This is a genomic window from Rhodococcus ruitaii (assembly GCF_055230935.1).
This window is the reverse complement of sequence record NZ_JBUYWC010000019.1, coordinates 92,610-115,925: the sequence shown is the minus strand read 5'-3', so window position 1 is coordinate 115,925 and position 23,316 is coordinate 92,610. Positions and strand designations below refer to the sequence as shown.

Annotated in this window: 20 protein-coding genes; 8 read left to right on the top strand and 12 right to left on the bottom strand. The window is 66.0% G+C overall.

What is annotated here, in order from left to right; all coding sequences use genetic code 11:
• Nucleotides 1-3 precede the first annotated feature (3 nt).
• On the bottom strand, nt 4-963 hold the full coding sequence (locus ACZI8W_RS22650) for an ATP-binding cassette domain-containing protein (protein WP_463370766.1): 960 nt from the start codon (nt 961-963) through the stop codon (nt 4-6).
• A 155-nt stretch (nt 964-1,118) separates the two neighbouring features.
• On the opposite strand from ACZI8W_RS22650, the gene ACZI8W_RS22645 reads away from it, so the two are divergent.
• Nucleotides 1,119-2,765, top strand: coding sequence for an MFS transporter (locus ACZI8W_RS22645; RefSeq protein ID WP_463370765.1), 1,647 nt, complete (start codon nt 1,119-1,121; stop codon nt 2,763-2,765).
• Here ACZI8W_RS22645 and ACZI8W_RS22640 read toward each other — a convergent pair.
• The 7 genes from ACZI8W_RS22640 to ACZI8W_RS22610 all read right to left on the bottom strand — a co-directional run bounded on the left by ACZI8W_RS22640 (nt 2,755) and on the right by ACZI8W_RS22610 (nt 10,793).
• Complete coding sequence (locus ACZI8W_RS22640) at nt 2,755-3,606, bottom strand: mycofactocin-coupled SDR family oxidoreductase (protein ID WP_463370764.1); 852 nt, start codon at nt 3,604-3,606, stop codon at nt 2,755-2,757. The two genes, ACZI8W_RS22645 and ACZI8W_RS22640, sit on opposite strands and share 11 nt — an antisense overlap.
• 95 nt (nt 3,607-3,701) lie before the next feature.
• The gene (locus ACZI8W_RS22635; RefSeq protein WP_463370763.1) at nt 3,702-4,874 is read right to left on the bottom strand and encodes a lipid-transfer protein; all 1,173 of its coding nucleotides are present in this window, start codon (nt 4,872-4,874) and stop codon (nt 3,702-3,704) included.
• A complete protein-coding gene (locus tag ACZI8W_RS22630) occupies nt 4,871-5,296 on the bottom strand; it encodes a MaoC family dehydratase (protein WP_463370762.1) in 426 nt (141 codons plus the stop codon). Before ACZI8W_RS22630 ends, ACZI8W_RS22635 begins: the two co-directional genes overlap by 4 nt.
• Entirely contained in the window at nt 5,293-6,309 is a 1,017-nt protein-coding gene (locus ACZI8W_RS22625) for a bifunctional MaoC family dehydratase N-terminal/OB-fold nucleic acid binding domain-containing protein (protein WP_463370761.1), read from the bottom strand. The genes ACZI8W_RS22630 and ACZI8W_RS22625 overlap by 4 nt, the downstream gene beginning before the upstream one ends.
• An 11-nt stretch (nt 6,310-6,320) precedes the next feature.
• Nucleotides 6,321-7,472, bottom strand: coding sequence for an acyl-CoA dehydrogenase family protein (locus ACZI8W_RS22620; protein WP_463370760.1), 1,152 nt, complete (start codon nt 7,470-7,472; stop codon nt 6,321-6,323).
• Nucleotides 7,457-8,506, bottom strand: coding sequence for an acyl-CoA dehydrogenase family protein (locus ACZI8W_RS22615; protein ID WP_463370759.1), 1,050 nt, complete (start codon nt 8,504-8,506; stop codon nt 7,457-7,459). Before ACZI8W_RS22615 ends, ACZI8W_RS22620 begins: the two co-directional genes overlap by 16 nt.
• Before the next feature lie 148 nt (nt 8,507-8,654).
• On the bottom strand, nt 8,655-10,793 hold the full coding sequence (locus ACZI8W_RS22610; protein ID WP_463370758.1) for an acyl-CoA dehydrogenase family protein: 2,139 nt from the start codon (nt 10,791-10,793) through the stop codon (nt 8,655-8,657).
• Between the two features lie 93 nt (nt 10,794-10,886).
• Here ACZI8W_RS22610 and kstR point away from each other — a divergent pair, with 93 nt between their 5' ends.
• Together kstR and otsB are read left to right on the top strand one after the other, a co-directional pair.
• The gene (kstR, locus tag ACZI8W_RS22605) at nt 10,887-11,603 is read left to right on the top strand and encodes a cholesterol catabolism transcriptional regulator KstR (RefSeq protein ID WP_463370757.1); all 717 of its coding nucleotides are present in this window, start codon (nt 10,887-10,889) and stop codon (nt 11,601-11,603) included.
• Nucleotides 11,604-11,671: 68 nt separating this feature from the next.
• The gene (gene otsB, locus ACZI8W_RS22600) at nt 11,672-14,230 is read left to right on the top strand and encodes a trehalose-phosphatase (protein ID WP_463370756.1); all 2,559 of its coding nucleotides are present in this window, start codon (nt 11,672-11,674) and stop codon (nt 14,228-14,230) included.
• A 6-nt stretch (nt 14,231-14,236) separates the two neighbouring features.
• Here the strand turns inward: otsB and ACZI8W_RS22595 are convergent, their stop codons facing one another.
• Entirely contained in the window at nt 14,237-15,346 is a 1,110-nt protein-coding gene (locus ACZI8W_RS22595; RefSeq protein ID WP_463370755.1) for a LacI family DNA-binding transcriptional regulator, read from the bottom strand.
• Between the two features lie 151 nt (nt 15,347-15,497).
• Between ACZI8W_RS22595 and ACZI8W_RS22590 the strand changes: the two genes are divergently transcribed.
• From ACZI8W_RS22590 to ACZI8W_RS22570, 5 genes are all read left to right on the top strand, one after another.
• A complete protein-coding gene (locus tag ACZI8W_RS22590) occupies nt 15,498-16,538 on the top strand; it encodes a metal ABC transporter solute-binding protein, Zn/Mn family (RefSeq protein WP_463370754.1) in 1,041 nt (346 codons plus the stop codon).
• Nucleotides 16,539-16,580: 42 nt separating this feature from the next.
• Nucleotides 16,581-17,447, top strand: coding sequence for a metal ABC transporter ATP-binding protein (locus tag ACZI8W_RS22585; RefSeq protein ID WP_463370753.1), 867 nt, complete (start codon nt 16,581-16,583; stop codon nt 17,445-17,447).
• Nucleotides 17,444-18,331 (top strand): metal ABC transporter permease, encoded by an 888-nt coding sequence (locus ACZI8W_RS22580; protein WP_463370752.1) that lies wholly within the window; start codon nt 17,444-17,446, stop codon nt 18,329-18,331. The genes ACZI8W_RS22585 and ACZI8W_RS22580 overlap by 4 nt, the downstream gene beginning before the upstream one ends.
• A 28-nt stretch (nt 18,332-18,359) precedes the next feature.
• A complete protein-coding gene (locus tag ACZI8W_RS22575) occupies nt 18,360-18,908 on the top strand; it encodes a TetR/AcrR family transcriptional regulator (protein WP_463370751.1) in 549 nt (182 codons plus the stop codon).
• 84 nt (nt 18,909-18,992) lie between these two features.
• A complete protein-coding gene (locus ACZI8W_RS22570) occupies nt 18,993-20,606 on the top strand; it encodes a GMC oxidoreductase (protein ID WP_463370750.1) in 1,614 nt (537 codons plus the stop codon).
• 39 nt (nt 20,607-20,645) lie between these two features.
• Here ACZI8W_RS22570 and ACZI8W_RS22565 read toward each other — a convergent pair whose 3' ends face one another.
• The 3 genes from ACZI8W_RS22565 to ACZI8W_RS22555 all read right to left on the bottom strand — a co-directional run bounded on the left by ACZI8W_RS22565 (nt 20,646) and on the right by ACZI8W_RS22555 (nt 23,315).
• On the bottom strand, nt 20,646-21,308 hold the full coding sequence (locus tag ACZI8W_RS22565) for a hypothetical protein (protein WP_463370749.1): 663 nt from the start codon (nt 21,306-21,308) through the stop codon (nt 20,646-20,648).
• 76 nt (nt 21,309-21,384) lie between these two features.
• The gene (locus tag ACZI8W_RS22560) at nt 21,385-22,365 is read right to left on the bottom strand and encodes an MlaD family protein (protein ID WP_463370748.1); all 981 of its coding nucleotides are present in this window, start codon (nt 22,363-22,365) and stop codon (nt 21,385-21,387) included.
• Nucleotides 22,362-23,315, bottom strand: a complete 954-nt coding sequence (locus ACZI8W_RS22555) for an MlaD family protein (protein WP_463370747.1) — start codon at nt 23,313-23,315, stop codon at nt 22,362-22,364. The genes ACZI8W_RS22560 and ACZI8W_RS22555 overlap by 4 nt, the downstream gene beginning before the upstream one ends.
• Nucleotide 23,316: the final 1 nt, after the last annotated feature.

Genomic DNA, 23,316 nt, shown 5'->3' with positions numbered 1-23,316 from the left:
TATTCACGACGCCGGCTCCTCGAGCTTCTCTTCTGCCTCGTGGCCCGTCAGGGTGAGAAATACATCGTCGAGGGTGGGCCGGCGCAGCGTGACGTCGGTGACCCGGACACCGACCTCCGCAACCCGTCCCAGTGCCGCTACGAGCAGTTCGGTTCCGCCAGTGGCGGGCACGATCACCCGACCGGATTCGATCCGGATGTCGCCGGCCGCGAGTTCGGCGAGCGCGGAACGCGCCGTCTCGACCTGCCCGGCGTCGGGAACGAGGAGCTCGATGCGTTCACCCCCGACGAGCGACTTGAGTTCGTCGGCGGTACCGCGGGCGATGATGGTGCCCCGATCGATCACGACGATCCGGTCGGCGAGCCGTTCCGCCTCGTCCATGTACTGCGTGGTGAGCAGCAAAGTGGTGCCGCGTTCGACAAGCTTCTCGATGATGTCCCACAGGCCGAGTCGGGCGCGGGGATCGAGGCCGGTGGTGGGCTCGTCGAGGAACAGCACGGGAGGCTCGGCGACCAGTGCACCGGCGAGGTCGAGCCGGCGCCGCATACCACCCGAGTAGGTCTTCACGGGACGGTCGCCTGCATCGACGAGGTCGAACTGGTCGAGCAGCTCGCGTGCCCGCTCCCGGCTCCGTTGGGCACCGAGATGATAGAGGCGCCCGACCATGTCGAGGTTCTCGTACCCGGTGAGATATTCGTCGACCGCGGCGTACTGGCCAGAGGCACCGATCTGTGCACGCAGCGCTGCGGAGTCGGCGACGACATCGAAACCGGCGACCTCGGCGCGGCCACCGTCGGGGACGAGCAGCGTCGTCAGCACACGAACCGCCGTGGTCTTCCCGGCGCCGTTGGGGCCGAGCAACGCCGTGACCGTGCCCTCGGGGACACGGAGGTCGATACCGTCGAGCGCGGTGAGACCCCCGAACCGTTTGATCAATCCTTCGACAACAATGGCATCAGCCATGAGTTCTCTCCTGGACGTGGGTTGCTCGCCCAGTGTGCACCGAGGCACCGACACGCTGCGACCGATTTTGCGGGTCTCGCCATCGAGGTCCGGTTCTGCTGTATTTTTGTCTTCTACTGCGCGGGTCACTTCTGGAATCGGAAGCCGGTTCGACAATGGGCAATAGTCGTAGATCAGGTCCGGAAGTGCGATCGGGCTCCACGCTCGTCCTGGCGGTGCTGGCATCGGGACAATTCCTGATGACGCTCGACAGTTCGGTGATGAACGTGTCGATGGCGACAGTCGCGCAGGATCTCGGCACGACGATCACCGGAATTCAGACTGCCATCACCCTGTACACGCTGGTGATGGCCTCTCTGATGATCACGGGCGGCAAGATCGGTACCGCGCTCGGACGACGCCGGGTCTTCGCCGTCGGTCTCGTGATCTACGCGGTCGGATCGCTTGTCACCGGCCTCGCCCCGAACCTGGTGGTCCTGCTGATCGGGTGGTCGCTCCTCGAAGGGATCGGCGCAGCGCTGATCATGCCGGCCATCGTGTCACTCGTCGCAGCCAACTTTCCGCCCGAGCGGCGCGCAGCGGCATACGGCCTCGTTGCGGCAGCCGGTGCCATGGCGGTCGCGGTCGGCCCGCTCCTCGGTGGGGCGGTGACGACATTCGCATCGTGGCGGTATGTGTTCTTCGGTGAGGTCGTCGTGGTGGCGCTGATCCTGCTCGTGTTGCGGCAGGTGAAGGATGTTCCAGCGTCGCCGGTGTCGATCGACGTGCCCAGCGCGGTCATGTCCGTGATGGGGCTGGCGATGGTCGTGTACGGCGTGCTGCGGTCGAGCGAATGGGGTTGGGTGATCGCCGCGCCCGCCGGCCCGGAGATCATCGGTGTGTCCCCCGTGATCTGGCTGATCCTCGGAGGGTCGCTGATCCTCTACGCGTTCATGCGACGGCAACACACGCTGGTCGCGAAGAGCCGCGATCCACTCATCGATCCGGCATTGTTCGAGAACCGTCAGCTCACCGGAGGGCTGACGATGTTCTTCGCCCAGTTCGCAGTTCAGGCCGGGGTGTTCTTCTCGGTGCCGCTGTTCCTGTCCGTGGTGCTGGAGCTGAGTGCACTCGAGACCGGGGTGCGGATCCTCCCGCTCTCACTCGCCCTCGTGCTCGCCGCGGCAGGTATCCCCAAGCTCTGGCCGTACGCGAATCCCCGACGAGTGGTGCGCTTGGGGCTCGCATCGATGATCATCGGGATCGTCATCCTCACCGCGGGTATGGATCCTGGCGCCACCGCTGCCGTCGTGGCGATCCCGATGCTGTTCCTGGGGCTTGGGCTCGGCGCATTGTCGTCGCAGTTGGGAGCGATCACGGTGTCGGCGGTGCCGGAGTCGCAGAGCGCGGAGGTCGGTGGCGTGCAGAACACCGCCACCAACCTCGGCGCGTCGCTCGGTACGGCATTGATCGGGTCGATCCTCATCGCCACCCTCTCCACCTCGGTGGCCGCGGGGATCGAGGACAACCCCGAAATCCCGGCGGCCGTCCAGCAGCAGGCCGGCACTCAGATCGCACAGGGCGTGCCGTTCCTGTCGAATACCGAACTCGACGGCGCCCTGGTCGCGGCGGGTATGGACGAACAGACGCGCGACGCCGTCGTCGCCGTCAACAGCGGTGCGCGGCTCGAGGCCCTGCAGGTGGCCTTCGGGGTGACTGCCCTGCTCTCGGTCGCTGCGCTGTTCGGAACGGGTCGGCTACCGACGCATGCCGTCGGCACCGACCCGCCGAGCAGATCCGGTCCCGACGTTGCTAGCCGGTGACGCGCGCGGCGTTCCCCGCGTCGATCGGCAGGACGGTTCCACTGATGTGCGCGGCAGCCTCGTCGCAGAAGAACAACACCGCACGGGTGACCTCGGCGGGCTCGAGCCAGGGCACCGGCTGCGCGTGCAGCGACGTGAAAACCGGGGCGACATCGTCTGCGGTGGGGTTCTCCAGATCAGGTCGGAGCATTCCGTAGAGCGCGTCGTTGTGGATCATGGGGGTGGAGATGTTTCCGGGGGCGATGGCGTTGACGGTGATCCCGTTCTGTGCGAGATCCAGGGCGGCACTCTTGGTCAGGCCGATCACACCCCACTTCGATGCACCGTAGGCCACCATGTTGGTGTTCCCGGCACGGCCGAGCATCGATGAGATCGTCACGATCCGCCCGTATCCGCGCTCGATCATGCCCGGTGCAACCGACGCGATAGTGTTGAACACACCCGTCAGGTTCGACGAGATCGTCTCGTCCCACATTGCCTGGGGCATCGATTGGACGGGCGCGGCCGTCGACACCCCGGCGTTGGCGACCGCGATGTCGATGCGGCCGAACTCCTCGTGTGCGCGAGCGACGAGCCGGTCCATCGCTGCGCGATCGGCGGTGTCGATCTTGTCCGAGACGACCTTCGCTCCGGCTGCCTCGACGAGCCGTACCGTCTCGGCCAGGTCCTCCTCCGTCGCGAGCGGATACCGGACGACAGGAGTGTCCTCGCACCGGTCGCAGAGCACCAAATTCGCGCCTGCCTCGGCAAACGCGACCGCATGCGCACGTCCCTGACCGCGCGCGGCACCCGTGACGAACGCGACCTTGCCTTCGAAATTACCGCCTTCGAAATTACCCATGCCGTTCCCTTCTCGATTCCGCGGCTACCCGTACCCGGTTTACACCACCGTCACACGGCACGCCCGGATTCTCCCGTCGACCGGGAGAGGACCGGTCAGGACCGGGACAGCACCAGCCCGGATGTGGGGACACCGGTGCCCGCCGTGACGAGCACATTCTCGACGACATCCACCTGGTTGACAGAGGTGCCACGAATCTGGCGGACACCCTCGGCGATGCCGTTCATGCCGTGGATGTAGGCCTCGCCGAGCTGGCCCCCGTGGGTGTTGAGCGGCAGATGCCCACCGAGTTCGATTCCGCCGTCGGCGATGAAGTCCTTCGCTTCGCCGGGCTTGCAGAATCCCAGCTCTTCGAGCTGCATCAGCACATACGGGGTGAAGTGGTCGTAGAGCACCGCGGTCTGCACATCTTGCGGGGTCAGTCCCGACTGGTCCCACAACTGGTTGCCGACGATGCCCATCTCGGGCAGCCCCGCCAAACCGTCCCGGTAGTAGCTCGTCATGATGTATTGATCCGGGCCACTGCCCTGTGCCGCCGCCGTGATGACCGCCGGTGCCTGCTTCAGGTCCTTGGCGCGCTCGGGTGTCGTGATCACCAGCGCCACACCACCATCGGATTCCTGGCAGCAATCCAGGAGATGTAGCGGCTCCGCAATCCAGCGTGAGTTCTGGTGGTCTTCGAGGGTGATCGGCTTGCCGTGGAAGAACGCCTTCGGGTTCGTCGCCGCATGTTTGCGGTCGGCGACCGCGACAGCACCGAAATCGGCGCTGGTAGCACCAGTGACGTGCATATAGCGCTGCGCGGTCATCGCGACGAACGAGGCCGGAGTACTCAGGCCGTGCGGGTAGGAGAACGCGTTGTCGGTACCCGAGGAATTCACCTGGGTCGCAAGGGCACCGTTGACCTGCCCGAAGCGTGCACCGGAGCGTTCGTTGAACGCGCGGTAGGCAACGACCACGTCGGCGACTCCGGTCGCGACGGCCATCGCGGCCTGCTGCACCGTGGCCGCCGCGGCCCCACCGCCGTAGTGGATGCGAGAGAAGAACGTCAGACTCGGGATGCCGACCGCCCGTGCCACCGCAACTTCGGTGTTGGTGTCCATCGTGAAGGAAACGAGTCCGTCGACGTCCGCCGGCGTCAATCCGGCATCGTCGAGGGCATCGGTCACCGCTTCGGCAGCGAGGCGCAGTTCACTGCGCCCGGACTCCTTCGAGAAATCGGTCGCGCCGATTCCGGCGATGGCAGCCTTACGCGACAGCCCGCTCATGCGGCTCCTCCTTCGGATACGCCCTCGCCCGCATGGAACGTGGCTTTCGCGACGATATGGTTCCCGAGCGAGTTGCTGCCGACGATGTCGACGGTGACAACACCGTCGTCACCGATGTCTGCCACGGTGCCATTCAGCGTGAGGGTGTCGTACGCGTACCACGGGACCCCGAGGCGCAGTGAGATGGATTTGACGACGGCACGGGGCCCGGCCCAGTCGGTCAGGTACCGCTGCACGAGTCCGGTGTCGGTGAGGATGTTGACGAAGATGTCCTTCGAGCCACGCTGCTGTGCGAGGTCGCGATCGTGGTGGACATCCTGGAAATCCCTGGTGGCCAACGCTGTCGACACAACGAAGGTCGGGTCTCCGTGGACGGACAGCGGCGGGAGTGTGGCCCCCACCGTCGTCGCAGATGTACTCATGCGTCCTCCTCACGGGGCTGCCAAGCGTAGAGAGTCCAGGGGCTCCCGCCCGTCTCATCGTCGCCGGGGAAATCGAGATAGGTTGCCTCGACTGGCATTCCGATCTTCACGTCCCCTGGGGAGACACCGCGAAGCTCGCCGAGCATGCGGATTCCACCTTCGTCGAGTTCGACGAGGGCAACTACGAACGGCAACTGTCGCCCCGGGGCCTTCGGCGCGTGGTGCACCACGAAACTGAAGACGGTACCGCGACCACTCGAGACGACGTAGTCGGTGGTCTCGCCCTTGTCGAGCCACAGCGCGGGGACCGGCGGATGCTGCAGCGAGCCGCCGGGGCGACGCTGGATCCGCAATTGGTGCGCGGCGACACCGTCCCAGAAGAACTTCGTATCGTGCGACACGGACGGACGGAGCATCCGCGTGGGGTCGAGATCCTCCGGCACCGGTTGCCCCGCAGCGGAATCCGACTTACCCCTGTCGGCCGAGGGGGGCGCGAACTTCAGTATGCGGAAGATCATCTCGGCGACCGGTTCGTCGCCGACCTTCCAGATGTTGCGGGTGGTGAAGAACCAGCCCTCCCCGAGTCCCGTCTTCTTGGGGCCCACGACGTCCTCGAGGGTGGACTCGATCGTCACCTCTTCGCCGGGGCGAAGGTAGCGGTGATAAATCTGGTCGCAGTTGGTCGCGACCACCGAGGTGTAGCCGGCCTCGTCGAGGATGCTCGTCATCCGGCCGAGCGGATCGTCCTTCTCGCGTTCGGCACCGAGGCCACGCATCGTCCACACTTGCGCCATCGCGGGAGGTGCGACGAGACCGCCGTGACCGGCGGCGATGGCCGCGGCTTCGTCGGTGTATACGGGGTTGTCGTCGCCGATCGCCTCGACCCAGTTGCGGATCATCGGCAGATTCACCGGGTCGCGTCCCTCGCGCGGAGCGGACGGCCCGTCGGCGCGGACGCCGTCTGCGGCGGCGAGGATCTCGTCAGGGGTACCCATGGTGCCTGTGTTCGTCATCGCAGTCTCCGTCATCGCGGCACCCGGGGCATTCCGAGACCTGCCGTTGCGATCAGTTCCCGCATCACCTCGTTGACACCACCGCCGAAGGTGATGACGACGTTGCGCTTGGCCTGCATGTCCAGCCAGCTGAGCAGCGCGGCGGTGTCGGGGTCGGCGGGGTCGCCGTGACGTCCGACGATCTCCTCAGCGAGCATGCCGACCCGCTGGATCCGTTCGGTGGCGAAAACCTTGGTTACCGACGCATCGGCGATGTCGACGGCATCGCTGTCGCTCGAGGCGACCTGCCAGTTGAGCAGTTCGTTGAGCCGATACGTCGCGTGGATCTCGCCGAGTGCGCGGCGCACGTCGGGTTCGTCGGTGAGCTTGTGTTCGCGCACCCAGTCGATGAGGTGCTCGTAGATTCCCGCGACCTTGCCGGCCGGTCCGAGCATGACGCGCTCGTGGTTGAGCTGGGTGGTGATCAGGCGCCAGCCCTTGTTCTCTTCGCCCACGAGCATGCTCGCCGGCACCCGGACGTCGCTGTAGTACGTGGCGTTGATGTGGTGGGCGCCGTCGTTGGTGATGATCGGCGTCCAGCTGAATCCGGGGTCGCTGGTATCGACGATGAACACGGAGATGCCCCGGTGTCGCGAATCGGCGGACCCGGTGCGTGCGGCGAGCCAGATGTAGTCGGCGTCGTGGCCGCCGGTGGTGAAGATCTTCTGGCCGTTGATCACGTATTCGTCGCCGTCGCGGACAGCTGTCGTGCGCAGCGCCGCGAGGTCGGTGCCGGCCTCGGGCTCGGAGTAACCGATGGCGAAGTGGACTTCACCGGCCAGGATTGCGGGCAGAAACTTCTGCTTCTGCTCGTCGGTTCCGTACACCTGCAGGGTGGGGCCGACAGTCTGCAACGTGACGCTGGGCAGCGGCACATCGGCGCGGACGGCCTCGTTGGCGAAGATCTGCTGTTCCACGTCGCCGAAGCCGTGACCGCCGAATTCGGTGGGCCACCCGACACCGAGCCAGCGATCCTTGCCCATGCGGCGGATCACCTCACGGTAGGTGGGTCCGTGCCGCTCGGTCCGCATGATCGCGGCCTCTTCGGGTGAGATGAGATTCGAGAAGTAGCTGCGCAGTTCGTTCTGCAGTGCGCGCTGGTCTTCGGTCAGTTCGATGAACACCGGGCCCCCACGAGGTCGAGTCGGTACGAAGCGCCGCCGAGCAGCCGCGCAAGATCCTTGGCCGTCGACGAATATTTGTGCATCGGATAGGTTTCGTCGACACCGATGCCGCCGTGCAAGTGATGCAGCACGCGCATCGCCGGGAGCAACTCCGCGGCGATCCAGTAGGCGGCCACGTCGAGATCGTCTGCGGCGTCGAGTCCTTCGGAGACCCGCCAGATGACGGACAGGGCCGCCACGTGCAAGGTGCGGGAGGTGACGTATACGTCGGCGATCTGCTGCGCCACGGCCTGGAAAGCAGCCAGCGGTTTGCCGAACTGGTGGCGTTCGCTCACATGCTTTGCAGTGAGTTCAGTTGCACCGGTGAGCAATCCGTCGGAGTAGGCTGCAACCGCGGCGACCGCGAGGCCGTACAGCGTCTCGATGTCCGACATCGCGTCGGTGCCGCCCCCGAGCAGGGTGCCGACCGCGGACTCGAGGCGGACGGAGAATTCAGGGGCGTGCGCCGAGCTGGGACTCTCCAGCAGGGTCACTCCGTCGGCGTCGGGCGTCACCGCGACGACACCGGAGGCAGTGGGAACGAGGATGCTCCGTGCCCGATCCGCGTAGGGCACCGCGACGAACGATCCGGTCACCGCGACACCGCCGTCGACCTCGACGACCGTGGCGGAGGGCTGCCGAGGGAACGGACGACCCGGCTCTGCGAGTGCGGCAGTGAGAACTCCCCCACCGGCAACTTCGCTGAGCAGTGCGTCCTGCTGCTCGGAGGTCGCGAGCGCAAGCACGGGAAGGACACCGAATCCGATAGTGGGTAGTGCCGGGACCAAGGCCGCAGCACGGCCGACCTCGGTGAGGACGGTGAGCGACTCGGTGACTCCGAGTCCGGAACCGCCGAGCCTCTCGGGCACTGCCAGGGAGAGAAGATCCGCACCAGCGAGCGCGGACCACAGTTCGTCGGAGTCCAGACCCCGACCCAGCAGGTCGGCAGCGACTCCGGCCACTTCCTCCTGCGTCTCGTCACGTGCGAAATCCACCGTAACCACCTTCTAGTTAGAACGTGTTCTAGTTGTAGCACCATTCCGGTGTCGGCGAAACCGCCGTCGGCTCGTATCGTGCATGCCTCGAGGAACCGACGACGGGCTCGTCCCGGCCTTCGGGACTCGCCGCACCCCGACCCATCAGCTACCTGGGCAACCCCAGAAGGCGTTCGGCTGCGACGGTGAGCAGGATCTGCTCGGTACCGCCCGCGATCGTCAGGCACCTGAGGTTGAGGAACTCACGGGTGAGGGGGCCCTCCACCCACCCGGCCGGACCCGCAAGATCCATCGCGAGTTCGGCAGTGTCCTGACGCTGACGCACCCCGATCAGCTTCCGAACACTCGACGCCGGGCCGGGATCCTGACCTTCGAGTTGCGCGAGGGTGGTGCGCAGATCCAGCAGAGACCCGACCAGCGCCTCCCCGATCTGGGTGCCGATTCGGTCGTCGGCCACCGCATCGCCGGGCGCAGCCAGCGTGAGGAGTTCTTCGATGGCCGGGCCGAGCGACGATTTCCCTCCCATCGCGACCCGTTCGTTGGCGAGCGTGGTCCGTGCGAGCTTCCAGCCGCCGCCGAGAGAACCGACAACGCATTCGTCGGGCACGAACACCGAGTCGAGGAACACCTCGTTGAACAGCGCGTCGCCGGTGATCTCCCGAAGCGGCGCCACCGTGATGCCCGCAGACTTCATGTCGACGAGGAAGTACGTGATGCCCTTGTGCTTCGGAACATCCCGGTCTGTGCGGGCCAGGCAGATCGCCCAGTCGGCCTCGTGCGCGAGCGAAGTCCACACCTTCTGTCCCTGCAGTTTCCAGCCGCCGTCGACCTTCTCCGCGGTGGTGCGCAAGGCCGCGAGGTCGGATCCGGCACCCGGCTCGGAGAAGAGCTGGCACCACACGATGTCACCGCGCAGCGTGGGCATCGCGAAACGTTCGATCTGCTCGGCGGTTCCGTGCTCGAGGATGGTCGGCACCGCCCACCAGCCGATCACCAGGTCGGGCCGCGAGATTCCTGCGGCAGCGAGCTCTTCGTGGATGAGGAGCTGTTCGACGGGGCCGGCGCCGCGTCCGTACGGTTCCGGCCAGTGCGGTGCGAGACAACCGGATTCGGCGAGCGCTACTCTGTGCTCGGACTCGGGCTGCGCTGCGATCGCTGCAACCTCACCGCGGATACGTTCGCGGTCGGTGGCGTGTTCCGACAGATCGATCCCGAGGTGGCGGCGTGCACCTGTGCGGGTCAGCCCGGTCAGGCGTGCGCGCCATTTGGTGGAACCGCCGAGCAACTGCCGCGTAGCAACTGCGCGCCGGAGATAGAAATGCGCGTCGTGCTCCCAGGTGAAGCCGATTCCGCCGAGCACCTGGATCGCGTCCTCGGCAGTTTTCACGGCCGCGTCCAGCGATACAGCCGCCGCGACAGCAGCTGCGACGGGCAGTTCGGCCGGATCGGTGTCCGCGGCGACGGCGGCGTCCCATGCGAGGGCGCGGATCTTCTCGGTGCGGCACAGCATTTCCGCACACAGGTGCTTGATGGCCTGGAACGAGCCGATCGGCTTGCCGAACTGCTCGCGGATCTTGGCGTATTCGACGGCGGTGGTCAGCGCCCAGCCTGCGACACCGGCAAGTTCGGCCACCGAGAGTGCCGCGGTGAGGTCGCGGACGAATCCTGCGGGCGCCTGCACCACTCGATCCTCGGGAACGAGGGTGCCGTCGAAGCGCACCCGTGCGAGCGAGCGCGACTTGTCGATCGTGTCGAGCACGTCCAGGTGCATGCCCGGGGCATCGGGGTCGACCAGCCCCCAGCGTTCCGGGCCGTCGCGATCGGTGTCGAACTCGACGAGGACTGCGACACCGGACTCTGCCGCGATCACCGCGCCGGCTTCACCGGTGAGCACGACCCCCTCGGCAGTGGTCTCGGCACCCACCGGGTCGAGCGCGACAGCAGTGGGTAGGGCACCCTCCGCGAGCAGGGTTGCCGTCTTCGCTGTCGATTCTCCGCCCCGGCCGAACACGAGCGCGGCGACGGCGGTGGTCACGACAGGACCGGGAGCGAGTTCGTGCGCGGCCTGTTCGAGCATGACCGCCAGGTCGACCACGGTAGCGCCGAGCCCGCCGGCCTCCTCTGGAACTGCAACACCGAACAGTCCGAGTTCGGCGAGCGACATCCAGCCTTCGCGCCAGGTGTCGTCGGGATGCCGACGTATCCTGGATACCGGCTCCACGGCTCGCGACCAGGCCTGAACAGAGGCCTGAACGGCCCGCTGTTCCTCTGTCATGGCAATACTCACAGCGAGTCTCCGACCTTTCGAAATGACATTATTACCTAGAACGTGTTCTAATATGACACCGGATCAGAGTCAAGGTGTGAGGAAAAGCGATTTATGGTCACCCCGTCTCGTTCGCGTTCCAATGGCAACGGAACCCTGACTGCCCTCACCGAGGACGATCTCAGTTCCAATGCCCAGAAGGAACGGCGTAAGCGGATTCTCGATGCCACCCTGACGCTCGCGTCCAAGGGCGGTTACGAGGCGGTGCAGATGCGCGCGGTGGCAGACCGTGCCGATGTCGCGGTGGGCACGTTGTACCGGTACTTTCCGTCGAAAGTACACCTGCTGGTCTCGGCACTCGGGCGTGAATTCGCCCGCATCGAGGGTAGGGGGAAGATCCCGCCGGGTCACAGCCCGCTCGAACGTATGCATCTGATCCTGGGCCTGATCACCAAGGCCATGCAGCGCGACCCACTGCTCACCGAAGCGATGACCCGGGCATTCATGTTCGCCGATGCGTCGGCCGCCGCCGAGGTCGATCAGGTGGGCAAGCTCATGGACCGGCTCTTCGCCAGGGCGATGAACGAAGGCGAACCCACCGAGGACGAACTCGCGATCGCGCGCGTCATCAGCGATGTGTGGCTTTCCAACCTCGTGGCGTGGCTGACCCGTCGCTCCTCGGCCACCGACGTCGCACGCCGTCTGGAACTGACCGTCGATCTGCTACTCGGCGATTCTCCCCGCGCGGTGTACTCCACACCGGGTGCCGCCGAGTCACACGGCGATTCCCCGACCCGCACGATTCTTTCGCCCCATACTCCGACGGTGTAACACGAAACACCGTCACGATTGCCTCCACTCGGGTGGATGCACCGGCGTTTTCGCCTACCTTGGGACAGGTGAGCGCACTAGATCTCCCCATCGAGCTGCGCCGGGCGCTGGCCGCGGTCGCACGCGCACCCCGGCTGCTGGTCGCGAGCGACTACGACGGCACCCTGTCTCCCATCGTGTCCGATCCGGACAAAGCTCACCCGCACGCCGACGCTGTCCGTGCCCTGCGCAGCCTGGCAGTACTGCCCGCGACCTCTGCCGCGGTCATCTCCGGACGTGCGCTCAAGGATCTGGCAGCGCTGTCGCGACTGCCCGTGGAGGTCAAGCTGGTCGGAAGCCACGGTTCCGAGTTCGATGTCGGATTCGTCCACGCAATCGACGACGAATCCAAGAGCCGACTCCGCGGCATCGTGGCGGGGCTGGAGGCCATCGCGAGCCGATTCCCCGGTGTCGGGGTGGAGGCGAAGCCGGCCAGCGCCGCCCTGCACGTGCGCAATGCCTCGCCCGAGGATGCCGAACATGCCGTCGCGGCGGTGCGCAGCGACCTCGCGTTGCGCCCCGGCATCCAGGTCACCGAAGGTAAAGCCGTCATCGAACTGTCCGTTGTCCCGACCGACAAGGGCAGCGCACTCGACATCATCCGACACCAGGAAGCCTCGAGCGCCGCGGTGTTCTTCGGCGACGACGTCACCGACGAAAAGGCATTCGCCTCCCTGCGCGGACCCGACGTGGGCATCAAGGTCGGCGAAGGTGAGACCGTCGCCGAGTACCGGGTGGATCGCTCCGACGACGTGATCGCCGCTCTGGCGTTCCTTCTCGAGGAGCGCCGTACGTGGCTCTCGGGTGCGCACGCCGCCCCGATCGAACGACTCACGATGCTCGCCAGCCCGCGTTCCAAGGCACTCGTCACCCCCGACGGCACCATCACCTGGTTGTGCCATCCGGAACCGGATTCGGCGGCGATCTTCGCGCATCTCCTCGGCGGCGACGCCGCCGGCCATTTCACGATCGGCCCGACGCGCGAAGCACTTCCACTGAGCCAGCGGTACGTCGACTCGACGATGACCGTCGTGACCCGCTGGGCGAGCCTCGCGGTGATCGACTACCTGCCGCACGACGTCGACGCCGGCCGCACCGACCTGACGCGTGTGATCTCCGGCCGCGCATCGGCGGTCGTGACGTTCGCACCGCGTCCCGAGTTCGGCCAGGGCCAGGTGATCCTCGAGGCCGTCGACGACGGTCTGCGCGTGCACGGCTTCAACGAACCGTTCGTCCTGCGGTCACCGGGAGTCCGATGGAACATCACCAGCGAGGGCGTCCACCACACCGCGCACGCCGTCGTCGACCCGACCGATGGCGATGTCACCCTGGAATTACGCTGTGGAACAGATGATCTCGAAGCACACCCGGAGTCCGAGGTGGAGCGGCGTGCACGCGCGGAAGCACACTGGTGGCAGTGGGCAGCGGAACTCGATCTGCCTACACTCAAGCCGGATCTCGCCAAGCGATCGGCACTCACCCTGCGCGGTCTCGTCCACGAACCGACCGGATCGATCCTCGCGGCGGCGACCACGTCGCTACCGGAAGAGATCGGCGGGGTGCGTAACTGGGACTACCGGTACTGCTGGCTGCGCGATGCGGCGCTGACGGCGCACGCGCTCGTGGACGTCGGTTCCCTCACCGAAGCCGAAAAGTACCTCGACTGGGTGCACGACGTCCTCGAGACGGTGCCCGGGCCAGAGCGACTGCATCCGCTCTACACGCTCGCGGGTGGCCCGCTACCACCGGAGGCCGTGCTCGATTCCCTTCCCGGATACGCTGGTTCACGACCGGTGCGCGTCGGGAACGCGGCCAATCAGCAGGTCCAACTCGACGTGTTCGGCCCGATCGTGAGTCTGATCTCCGCCATCGCGCATCGGCGTGATGCGTGCGGCACCGACCACGCATCAGCTCTCACCGATCGCGACTGGGAGCTGGTCTGCTCGATGGTCACGGCCGTCGACCGCCGCTGGTTCGAACCGGATCACGGCATCTGGGAGATCCGGGACAACCCCCGGCACCACGTGTACTCGAAGGTGATGGGCTGGCTCACCGTCGATCGCGCCCTGGCACTCGCGGCCGCATTCTCACGCCCTGCCGGTGCAGGTTGGGCTGCACTCCGCGACGAGATCGCCGAAGAGGTCCTCGAGAAGGGCTGGAACGACGACGTCCGTTCCTATACCGCCGCATACGACGGCACCGACCTCGACGCGGCAACCCTGTTCATCGGGCTGGCCGGACTGATCGACCCCACCGACGAGCGGTTCCGCGAGACGGTTCGAGCCACCGAGACGGAACTGCGGAGTGGTTCGACGGTGTATCGGTATCGCCACGACGACGGACTGCCGGGCGTCGAAGGCGGCTTCCACCTGTGCGCGGCATGGCTCGTCGAGGCGTATCTACTCATCGGGCAACGCAACGACGCGGAGGCCCTGTTCGCTCAGCTCGTTGCCGCGGCGGGACCTACCGGCCTGCTCAGCGAGGAGTACGATCCGGTCGCCGAGCGGTCACTGGGCAATCACCCGCAGGCGTACAGCCACATCGGGCTCCTGCGGTGTGCGCAGTTGCTCGCCGCGAAACCCGTCTGAGCAGCCCTACTCGGCGTACCAGCCGGTGCTCTCGACGGGCCCCGAGGTCTTGCCGAACACCAGCCGAGTGTCGAGGGTCTCCATCTCGGGGATGCCCGAGTGCGCCGGTGAGGCCAGCAGCAGCTCACCCGCGCGCCGCCCCTTGTCCTTCTGGGGCTGGCTCACCGTCGTCAGGCCTTCGCGGAGCGCCTCGTCGACGCCGTCGAACCCGGTGATCGACAGGTGGCCCGGGACGTCGAGGCCCGCTTGATCGGCCCATGCGAGTGCGCCGAGCGCCAGCACGTCGGTGGTGCACATCAGCGCGGTGATGCGCGGGTTGACGCTCATGGCCTGCGCGGCGGCCGAGTGCCCGTCGCCGGAAGTATGGGTGAACCGTTCCACCACGGTGAGCGCGGAATCGTCGAGTCCGGCGTCGCGCAGAGCGTCGCGCACCCCGAGGATGCGTTCACGTTGGACGTGGAAGCCCGCCTCCTCGAGTACGGAGAGATCGACGACGCCGTCGTGGCGGTCGCGACCGAGCCGCATGCAGACGATCCCGAACTCGCGGTGCCCGAGTTCGATCAGGTGGGCGGCGAGGTCACGCGTCGGGCGGCGATCGTCGATTCCGACGACGGGTGCCGCCCCGATACCGCGAGGCTGGTCGCAGGCGACGATCGGCAGGTGCCGCTCGAGCACAGCAGCAAGATACGGATCTTCGGGCGGTACGGAATAGACGACGAACCCGTCGACGGACGAGCGATGCACGACCTGCGCGGCTTCGGCGTCGGTGCGGCCCGGTCCTGCGGGAATGAGCAGTAGACCCTGCCCGGCGGCTTCGCATGCTTCCGACAGGCCCGAGAGAAAACTCATCGCAGCGGGGTCTCGGAACGAATAGCTCAGTGCTTCGGTGAGAAGTACCCCCACTGCGCCCGCTTTGCGGGTGCGCAGCGATCGAGCCATCGGATCGGGACCGGCGTACCCACGGCGTTTGGCGACCTCGAAGACCCGTTCGCGCAGCTCGGTCGACAGTTGGTCGGGCCGGTTGTACGCGTTCGAGACCGTGGTACGGGAGATCTTCAGCTCGGCGGCGATCGATGCCAGAGTCGCCTGTCGGCGCGGCTGACGGGACCTGGACATGATCGGACCGTAGTCCTGTGTCGATGCTCACGACCACGCGGGTTGGGCAGGAAGCACGAAATTGTCCGCTAAAGTGGAACGGTAACGGTTTCCAATAGCGTTAGGGTTGCCTCACCGCCCTTCGACGCCTCTGACTCAGGAGAGAACAACAGTGCGCCTGTCCTCCCGCGCCGCGCTCGCCGCGGCCACTCTGTCGTGCGCCACCGCCCTCGCGGCGTGTGGCTCCGGCACGACCGGCGACTCGGGCTCGGGCGGCGAGCTGAGCGTGGTCGCGTCGACCAATGTGTGGGGCTCGATCGCCCAGGCCGTCGCGGGAGACCGGATCGAGGTCGAATCGCTGATCACCGAGCCGACCGCCGACCCACACTCCTACGAGGCCAGCCCGCTCGACGCCGCCGCGATCAGCGACGCGTCGCTGGTCGTGTACAACGGCGGCGGGTACGACCACTTCGTCGACAGCATTCTCGACTCGGTCGGCGGCGACGTCCCCACCGTCGAAGCGTTCGCGCTGTTCGAGTCGGGGGAATACAGCGACCTGCACGCAGGTCACGACCACGGCGCGAGTACCGATACCTCCGCGACCGACGACCCTGCGGAGGAGACACACGATCACAGCACTCACGATCACAGCGCTCACGATCATGACGGTCACGACCACAGCGGTATCAACGAACACGTCTGGTACGACCTCCCGACCGCCGACGCCGTCGCACACGCGATCGCCGAGCAACTCGCCGAGCTCGATCCCGACGGCGCGCAGGTGTACCGCGACAATGCCGCTGCCTTCCACGAGAGTCTGCACGGCATCTCCGACGTGACGACGCGGATCGCAGATACTCACGCCGACGCACCCGTCGCGCAGACCGAGACCATCGGCCACTACCTCGTGCTGTCGGCCGGTCTCGACGACGTGACGCCCACCGACTTCACCAACGCGATCGAGAACGGCACCGACCCGTCGCCCGCGAGCATCGCGGAAACTCGACAGCTGCTGCTCGACAGGCAGGTCGGAGTCCTTCTCTACAACCCGCAGACAGAGGACAAGGTGAGCCGTGAGATGCGCGCCGCCGCCGAGTCTTCAGGCATTCCCGTCGTCGAGGTCTTCGAGACCCTGCCCGAGGGAGTCGATTACATTCAGTGGCAGACCCGGACCGCCGAGTCGCTCGCCGACGGACTCGATTCTGCGTCGTAATCCCTGACAGCCCCTGACCACAGCTCGAGAACGCGGACCCCGGTGACATCTTCCCTACCCGACCATCCCCACGCGGTCGAACTGAACGGCGCCCGATTGGCGTTCGGCGAACGCACCCTCTGGGATCACCTCGACCTGGCAGTGCACCCCGGAGAGTTCATCGCGGTCCTCGGGCCGAACGGCGCCGGAAAAACCTCCCTGCTCAAAGTGCTGCTCGGTCAGCTGCCACTCAGCGCCGGTACCGCCACCATCGCGGGCGCACCGGTGCACACAGGCAGCCCCCACGTCGGTTATGTGCCCCAACAGAAGACCCTCGACGTGGGTGTCCCACTGCGCGGCCGCGACCTCGTCGGGCTCGGTGTGGACGGACACCTGTGGGGCACGGGAATCCGGCATTTCGCGCGCCGTAAGGCCGCTGTGGACGCCGCGATCGCCCAGGTCGGCGCGCAGTCGTACGCGAACGCCTTGGTCGGTGACCTGTCCGGCGGAGAGCAGCAACGACTCCGGGTGGCGCAGGCACTCGTGGGTGATCCGCGGGTCCTGCTGTGCGACGAACCGTTGCTCAGCCTCGACCTCGCCAACCAGAATCTCGTGTCGGCGCTCATCGACCAGCGACGAAAGGACCACGACACCGCGGTCCTTTTCGTCACGCACGAGATCAATCCGATCCTCCCCCTCGTCGATCGGGTGCTGTATCTCGTCGACGGCCAGTTCCGCATCGGTACGCCTTCGGAGGTGATGACGTCCGAGGTGCTCTCCGACCTGTACCGCACCGAGGTCGAAGTGCTCGAGATGCGCGGGCGACTCGTCGTCGTCGGCACCGGCGACGCCATCGACGCGCTCGGCAGCGCAGGCGGGCTCCGCCCCGGCGAAGGCGTCCACCATCACCACCCCGAGGACCCCGCATGAGCAGCAAATTCACGGACGCAATGGGACGGTTGTTCGATTTCCAGGCCACAGCGGAACTACTGCAGTACGACTTCGTGCAGCAAGCGCTGATCTCCGGAGCCATCCTCGGCCTCCTCGCCGGCGTCATCGGCCCTCTGATCATCAGCCGTCAGATGGCGTTCTCGGTGCACGGCACGTCCGAGTTGTCGCTCACCGGCGCCGCCGCGGCGCTCCTGGTCGGGGTGTCCGTCGGGCTCGGCGCAGTGGTCGGCGCGGTGGTCGCGGCAATCCTGTTCGGGTTGCTCGGTACCCGCGCCCGTGAACGGGACTCGGTGATCGGCGTCGTCATGGCCTTCGGCCTCGGCCTCGCCGTATTGCTGCTGTGGGCGTACGACGGACGTACCGGAGCTGCATTCTCGCTGTTGACCGGCCAGATCGTTGCCCCCGGCGGAACCGGCATCTCGCTGCTCGCGGGCTGCGCAGTGGTGGTGATCGGCGCCCTGCTCCTGATGTACCGCCCGCTGCTGTTCGCGAGCACCGACCCGGAGGTCGCCGCCGCACGCGGCGTGCCGGTGCGGGCACTCTCGATGGTCTTCGCGGTGCTCGTCGGCATCACCGCCGCGCTCGGTGTGCAGATCGTCGGTGCGCTGCTCGTCATGGCCCTGCTGATCACGCCTGCCGCCGCAGCGGCGCGCGTGACCCGCGGGCCGCTCGCGGCGACGATCCTGTCGGTGATCTTCGCCGAGGTCGCCGCCGTCGGCGGCATTCTGCTCGCACTTGCACCCGGTGTGCCGGTGTCGAGTTTCATCACCACGATCGCCTTCGTCATCTACCTCGTGTGCCGGACGATCGGATCGGTACAACGTCGTCGAGGCGCGGGGCGGGTACTCACGCCGGCCTCCTGACGTTCGCCCGGTGCGGGAGAATCGACGGATGCGCTCCCGTACGAAGATTCTCGACGCCACGCTCACGCTCATCACGCGCGACGGGTTCGATGCCGCCACCATAGCGGGAGTGGCGAAGGTGGCCGGCGTCTCCCGGCAGACCGTCTACTCGATATTCGGAAGTCGGGAGAATCTGGTGTCCCAAGCGGTCGCGAGCGCTGCGCTGGGAGGGTTCGACGATATCCGCACGCGGTTGGCCGGAACCGATTCGCCGTGCGAGTACCTGGTCGAACTGCTCGTTGCGGGGCGAACTGTAGTGCGGTGCAACCCGGTGCTCTCCGCTTTGCACCGTTCGGGCCGCGAGCATCCATTCTTCGACGAGGGCATGGTGAGCCGGGCGAAACCGGTCGTTCATCACCTGCTCGCACCGTTGGTCGACAAATACCCGGCGATCACTTCCCAGATCGACGACATCGCTGATATCGCGCTCTTCCTCGGCTTGTCGGTGGTCCTGTTCGACGATCCGGAAATGCACTCGGACGACGAATTGCGTCGGTTTCTCACCAGGTGGCTGAGTCCCGCGATGCCTAAACATTGACACTTGGGGCCACTCTGTCTAGTTTTGCACGCGGCCCAGAGAACATCCGCCGGGCTCGAGCACACTCTTTGGGGGGGTCTGATCTTGTCGAGCATCACCAGGCGCACATTCCTCGCAGGTGCAGCCACGATCGGCACCGCACTGGCGGGATCGGCTGTGGCCCATGCATCCGCCGGCCTCACCGTGTCACCCGGTATCGCCGCCCGAACGAACAAGATTCCGCTGACGCGCGAAGAACACCGAGTCGTTGTCATCGGCTCCGGGTTCGGCGGCGGTGTGAGCGCACTGCGCCTGGCCGAAGCCGGAGTGCCCGTCACAATCCTCGAGCGAGGAAAACGCTGGCCCACCGGACCCGACGCGACGACGTTCCCGCGAGTCGACGCACCCGACGGGCGCATCCTGTGGTTCCGCTCCGCACCCGAACTCTTCGGCAGGCCCGTCATGGTCGAACCGCACACCGGCCTGGTCGAGGCGGTCGTCGGACAGAACATGACCGCGCTGTGTGCCGCAGGCGTCGGCGGCGGCTCGCTGGTCTACCAGGGAATGTCGTTGCAGCCCAGCGAGGAAGTGTTCAACACCCACTTCCCGAACGAACTCGACTGGGCCACCATGAATCGCGTCCACTACCCGCGTGTGTCGCGGATGCTGGGGCTCGCGACCGCCCCCGACGAACTCGTCGCTCACCCCAACTACGCCGCCGCGCGGATCTTCGCCGAGCGCGTAAGGCAGGCGGGGCTCCCACTCGACAAGATTCCCATGCCGATCGACTGGGAGTACGCCCTCGCCGAACTGCGCGGCGAGATGACACCGTCGTACACGGACGGCTCCGGCGCTCTCGGCGTCAACAACGGCGGCAAGCACTCCGTCGATGTCACCTACATCGCCGCGGCCGAAGCCACTGGCCTGGTGACCGTCCAGACCCAGCACGAGGTCAGGGACATCGAACGAGCGCCCGACGGCCGGTGGACCGTGTACGTCGACCGGATCGACACCTCCGGGAACCTCCTCGAGAACAAGATCCTCACCACCGACACGCTCATCCTGGCGGCCGGTAGCCTCAACACGACCCGGTTGCTGGTGCGCGCATCGCAGAAGGGGCAGATCCCGGACCTTCCAGACGATCTCGGACGCAATTGGGGCAGCAACGCCGACCGCATCTACCTCTGGTCCGACATGCGCGAGGACTTCGGCGCATTGCAGGGCGGCCCCGTCGTCTACGGCAGTAAGAATTGGGACGATCCGAACGCCGCCTTCACGGTGATCCAAGCCTCGATCCCGGCGATCGGCGTGAACACCCGCAGTACCGTACTCGTGGGCTACGGCATGAGCGACAGCCGCGGTTCGTTCGTCTACGACTCCGCGCAGGACGACGCGATTCTGCACTGGCCGAAGGACGGCGACGCCGCAATCCAGAACGGCCACATCGATCCCACCGTGCGCAGGATCGTCGGCAACACCGGCGTCGCCACCGACACCAATGCCGTTGTGCCGTCCACATGGCACCCACTCGGCGGTGCGAGCATGGGTGGCGTCTGCGATCTCGACGGGCGGGTACACGGCCAGCGCGGCCTGTATGTGCTCGACGGCGCGCTGCTTCCGGGCCACGCCGGTGCATGCAATCCGTCGATGACCATCGCCGCCGTCGCCGAACGCGCGCTCGACAACATCGTCGCGAAGGACGTCGGGAATTCGATCTGATCCCGGGCAGAACAAACCGCAGCATTCGACGGCACTTCTCTACTCGGGGTCGGATCCGCCTGCCAATGCCGAGTCGATGCCGCTGATCTCGGTAATCATCCAATCTTGTTCACCGTCGATTGTCATCTTGTACGTCGCGGTGGACTCGATCCCGTCGGGGCTCTGCGAGTTCCTGGTCAGTACATTGACGAAGCAGACGACCTCGTACAGACCGTCCGATGACGACAAAACCTTCGCGGCAATCGGTTGTGCACTCGAACTCCACTGCAACGGCAGGATGAGCTGTTCCATCGAGATCGACGCCTGAGTCAGCCGATTGGCCAACTCCGGGGTCGTTCCCTCGATCAGACGTTCGCGCCACTGTGCGGGGTCCTCATAGCTCATCTCGGCCGCACCGATGGCGTAATCAAGTGCGAGAGACTCGACATGCGCGTTGTTCTCCAACCGTTGAGCCTGCTCGGCGTTCTGCGACGACTCCGAGTGCAACTGCCAGGCGAGTACCCCGATTGTGGAGACGGCGGCAATGACAGTGGCGCCCACCAATCCGAACCGGGCGAGCGTACGCACAGGGATCGACCTGCCATTCTGCCCGTGTTCATCAGGGTCGTCGGCCGGCGGTTCGGCCGATGCTTCCTGCTGTTCAGGAGCAGACAAGGGTGTTGCCTCGTCATCCGGTTCGTGGCTTCCGGTGGTGTTGTCCATGTGGCCGGTCCTTTCACTCGACGAAAACTGATTCATTCCTGCTTGAGGGTCAGGTCACCTGGCCCGTGGCGCCTTGTTACGGGTTACCGCTCGGCTGCGGGACACCGTTCGGGATGTGCAGCGTGATCTGTCCCGGTTCGTTGGTCGCCGCCAGTGCCTGATCGAGCAGGCGGGATACATCGACTGTGCGCATCGCCGCACTGCCGGCCGACGCCGCGGGCAGCAGGTTCGTTCCGATGACGTTGAGATCGGCAGCAGTGATGTCCAGGAACTCCTGCAGTCCCGCGAGGAAGGGGTTCGCCCCGTACCTAGTCCCGTCGAGCAGTGGTCCGCCGAGGTTCATCGCATCGACGATGGAGTTCAGCAGGTCTTGGAAGTTCACACCGAACCCGGCCAGCAACGGGGTGGTGTCGGCGAGCGACTCCGGTACGGTCCCGGTCCGGGCGAGCAGCGGCTGCATCGCGCTGAGTAGCGTGACCAGGCTGTCGGACTGATGTGCCAGTTCGTCCGCGAGCAGGCGACCCGCCCGATCGAGGTCGTTCACCACGGACAACTGCTCGGGCAGACCTGCGTCGAGCGAACGGAAGATGTTCCCCACCCGGTCCGGATCGACCTGCTTCAGCAGCGTGGTCAACCGTTCGGACAACTCACTGAAGCTCGTCGGCACGGTGACTCGGGCACGATCGATCTGTGCGCCGTCCTCCAGATAGGGGCCACCGGAGCCGTTCGGCGTCACAGAGACGTACGCCTCGCCGAGAGCCGACAGGTTGTCGACACGGAACGCGCTGTCTACGGGAATGTCGATGGAGTCGGCATAGTCCCATTCGATCCGCACGCCGTCCGCGACCGGTTGGATTTCACGGACATACCCGACCTCGACTCCGCGCAACAGGACTCGGGATTCGGTCAGGATATTGTTCGTGTCGGGAACGACCATGCTGGCTGTGCGTGTCGAGCTCAGCGCCTCGATGTGCAGGCCGACCCGGCCGATGTGGACGATGGACACCCCTGCGATCACAAGCATCGCGAGCACGGAAACCCTGGTTTTGGTGATCATCGGACGGCTCCGAGCATCCGCAGGACGTTCTCGGCATCGGCGAGGAGCTCGTCGCCCGAAGCCGACGTCACCGACGTAACGTTGACCGAAGGGTTGTTCACGAACGGAACCAATGTGGTTCGCAGGAAGTTGTTCAGACGCGTCGATGACTCGACCACACCGTCCTGGTTGCCCCGGAGAGTCTGAGCGGTACCGGCGAGCGAGTCGAGCATGGGCACCAGCCACAGTCCTCCGGAGAAGATCGATCCCAGCGACGGCAGCAGCGTGCTGATGTGGGCGACAGATTGATTGGCGACCTTGTCCCAATAGTCGGCCCCACCGGGGCTGAATACCGTCTGCCATTCGGCAGAGCGGTCGTTGATCGACACCGCGGTGTCGTCGATGCCGTTCAGGAAGTTGTCGATGCCCGCGGTCCCGTTGGCGAGGTCCTCGAGGTCGATCGCGACCGTACCGGCAAGAGATTTCAAATCCTCTGTTTCCGAAACTGTTTCGTTGAGAACGGCCATGGTCTCCTGCACCTTCTGGATGCTGCCGCCGTTCACGAAGTGCGCAAGTACGGCGATGGTGTCCTCGAGCTGCGGTGGTGAAGTCGTCCTGTCGATGGGGATCACGTCGCCTTCGCGGAGAAATGCCCCGCTTCCCCCACCAACCGGGGTGGTCGGTGTCAGCGCGATGTAGGTGTCACCGAGCAGCGTGTTCTGCCGGATGATGGCATTGATGTCGGTGGGTACCTGCGTGGCTCCGGACAGTCCGATATTGACGTCGATCCCCCCGTCGGTCGCGCGTAGCGACCGGACCTCCCCGATTCGGATTCCATTCATGACCACGTCGGCTCCGGTCGGGAGATTCATCACGCCCGCGAACTCGAGTGTCACCTCGAAGTCGATGTCCACACCTGCTCGGACCGAGGGTAGGTCGTTGGGGCTGAAGGAGCACGCAGTCGCTGTCATC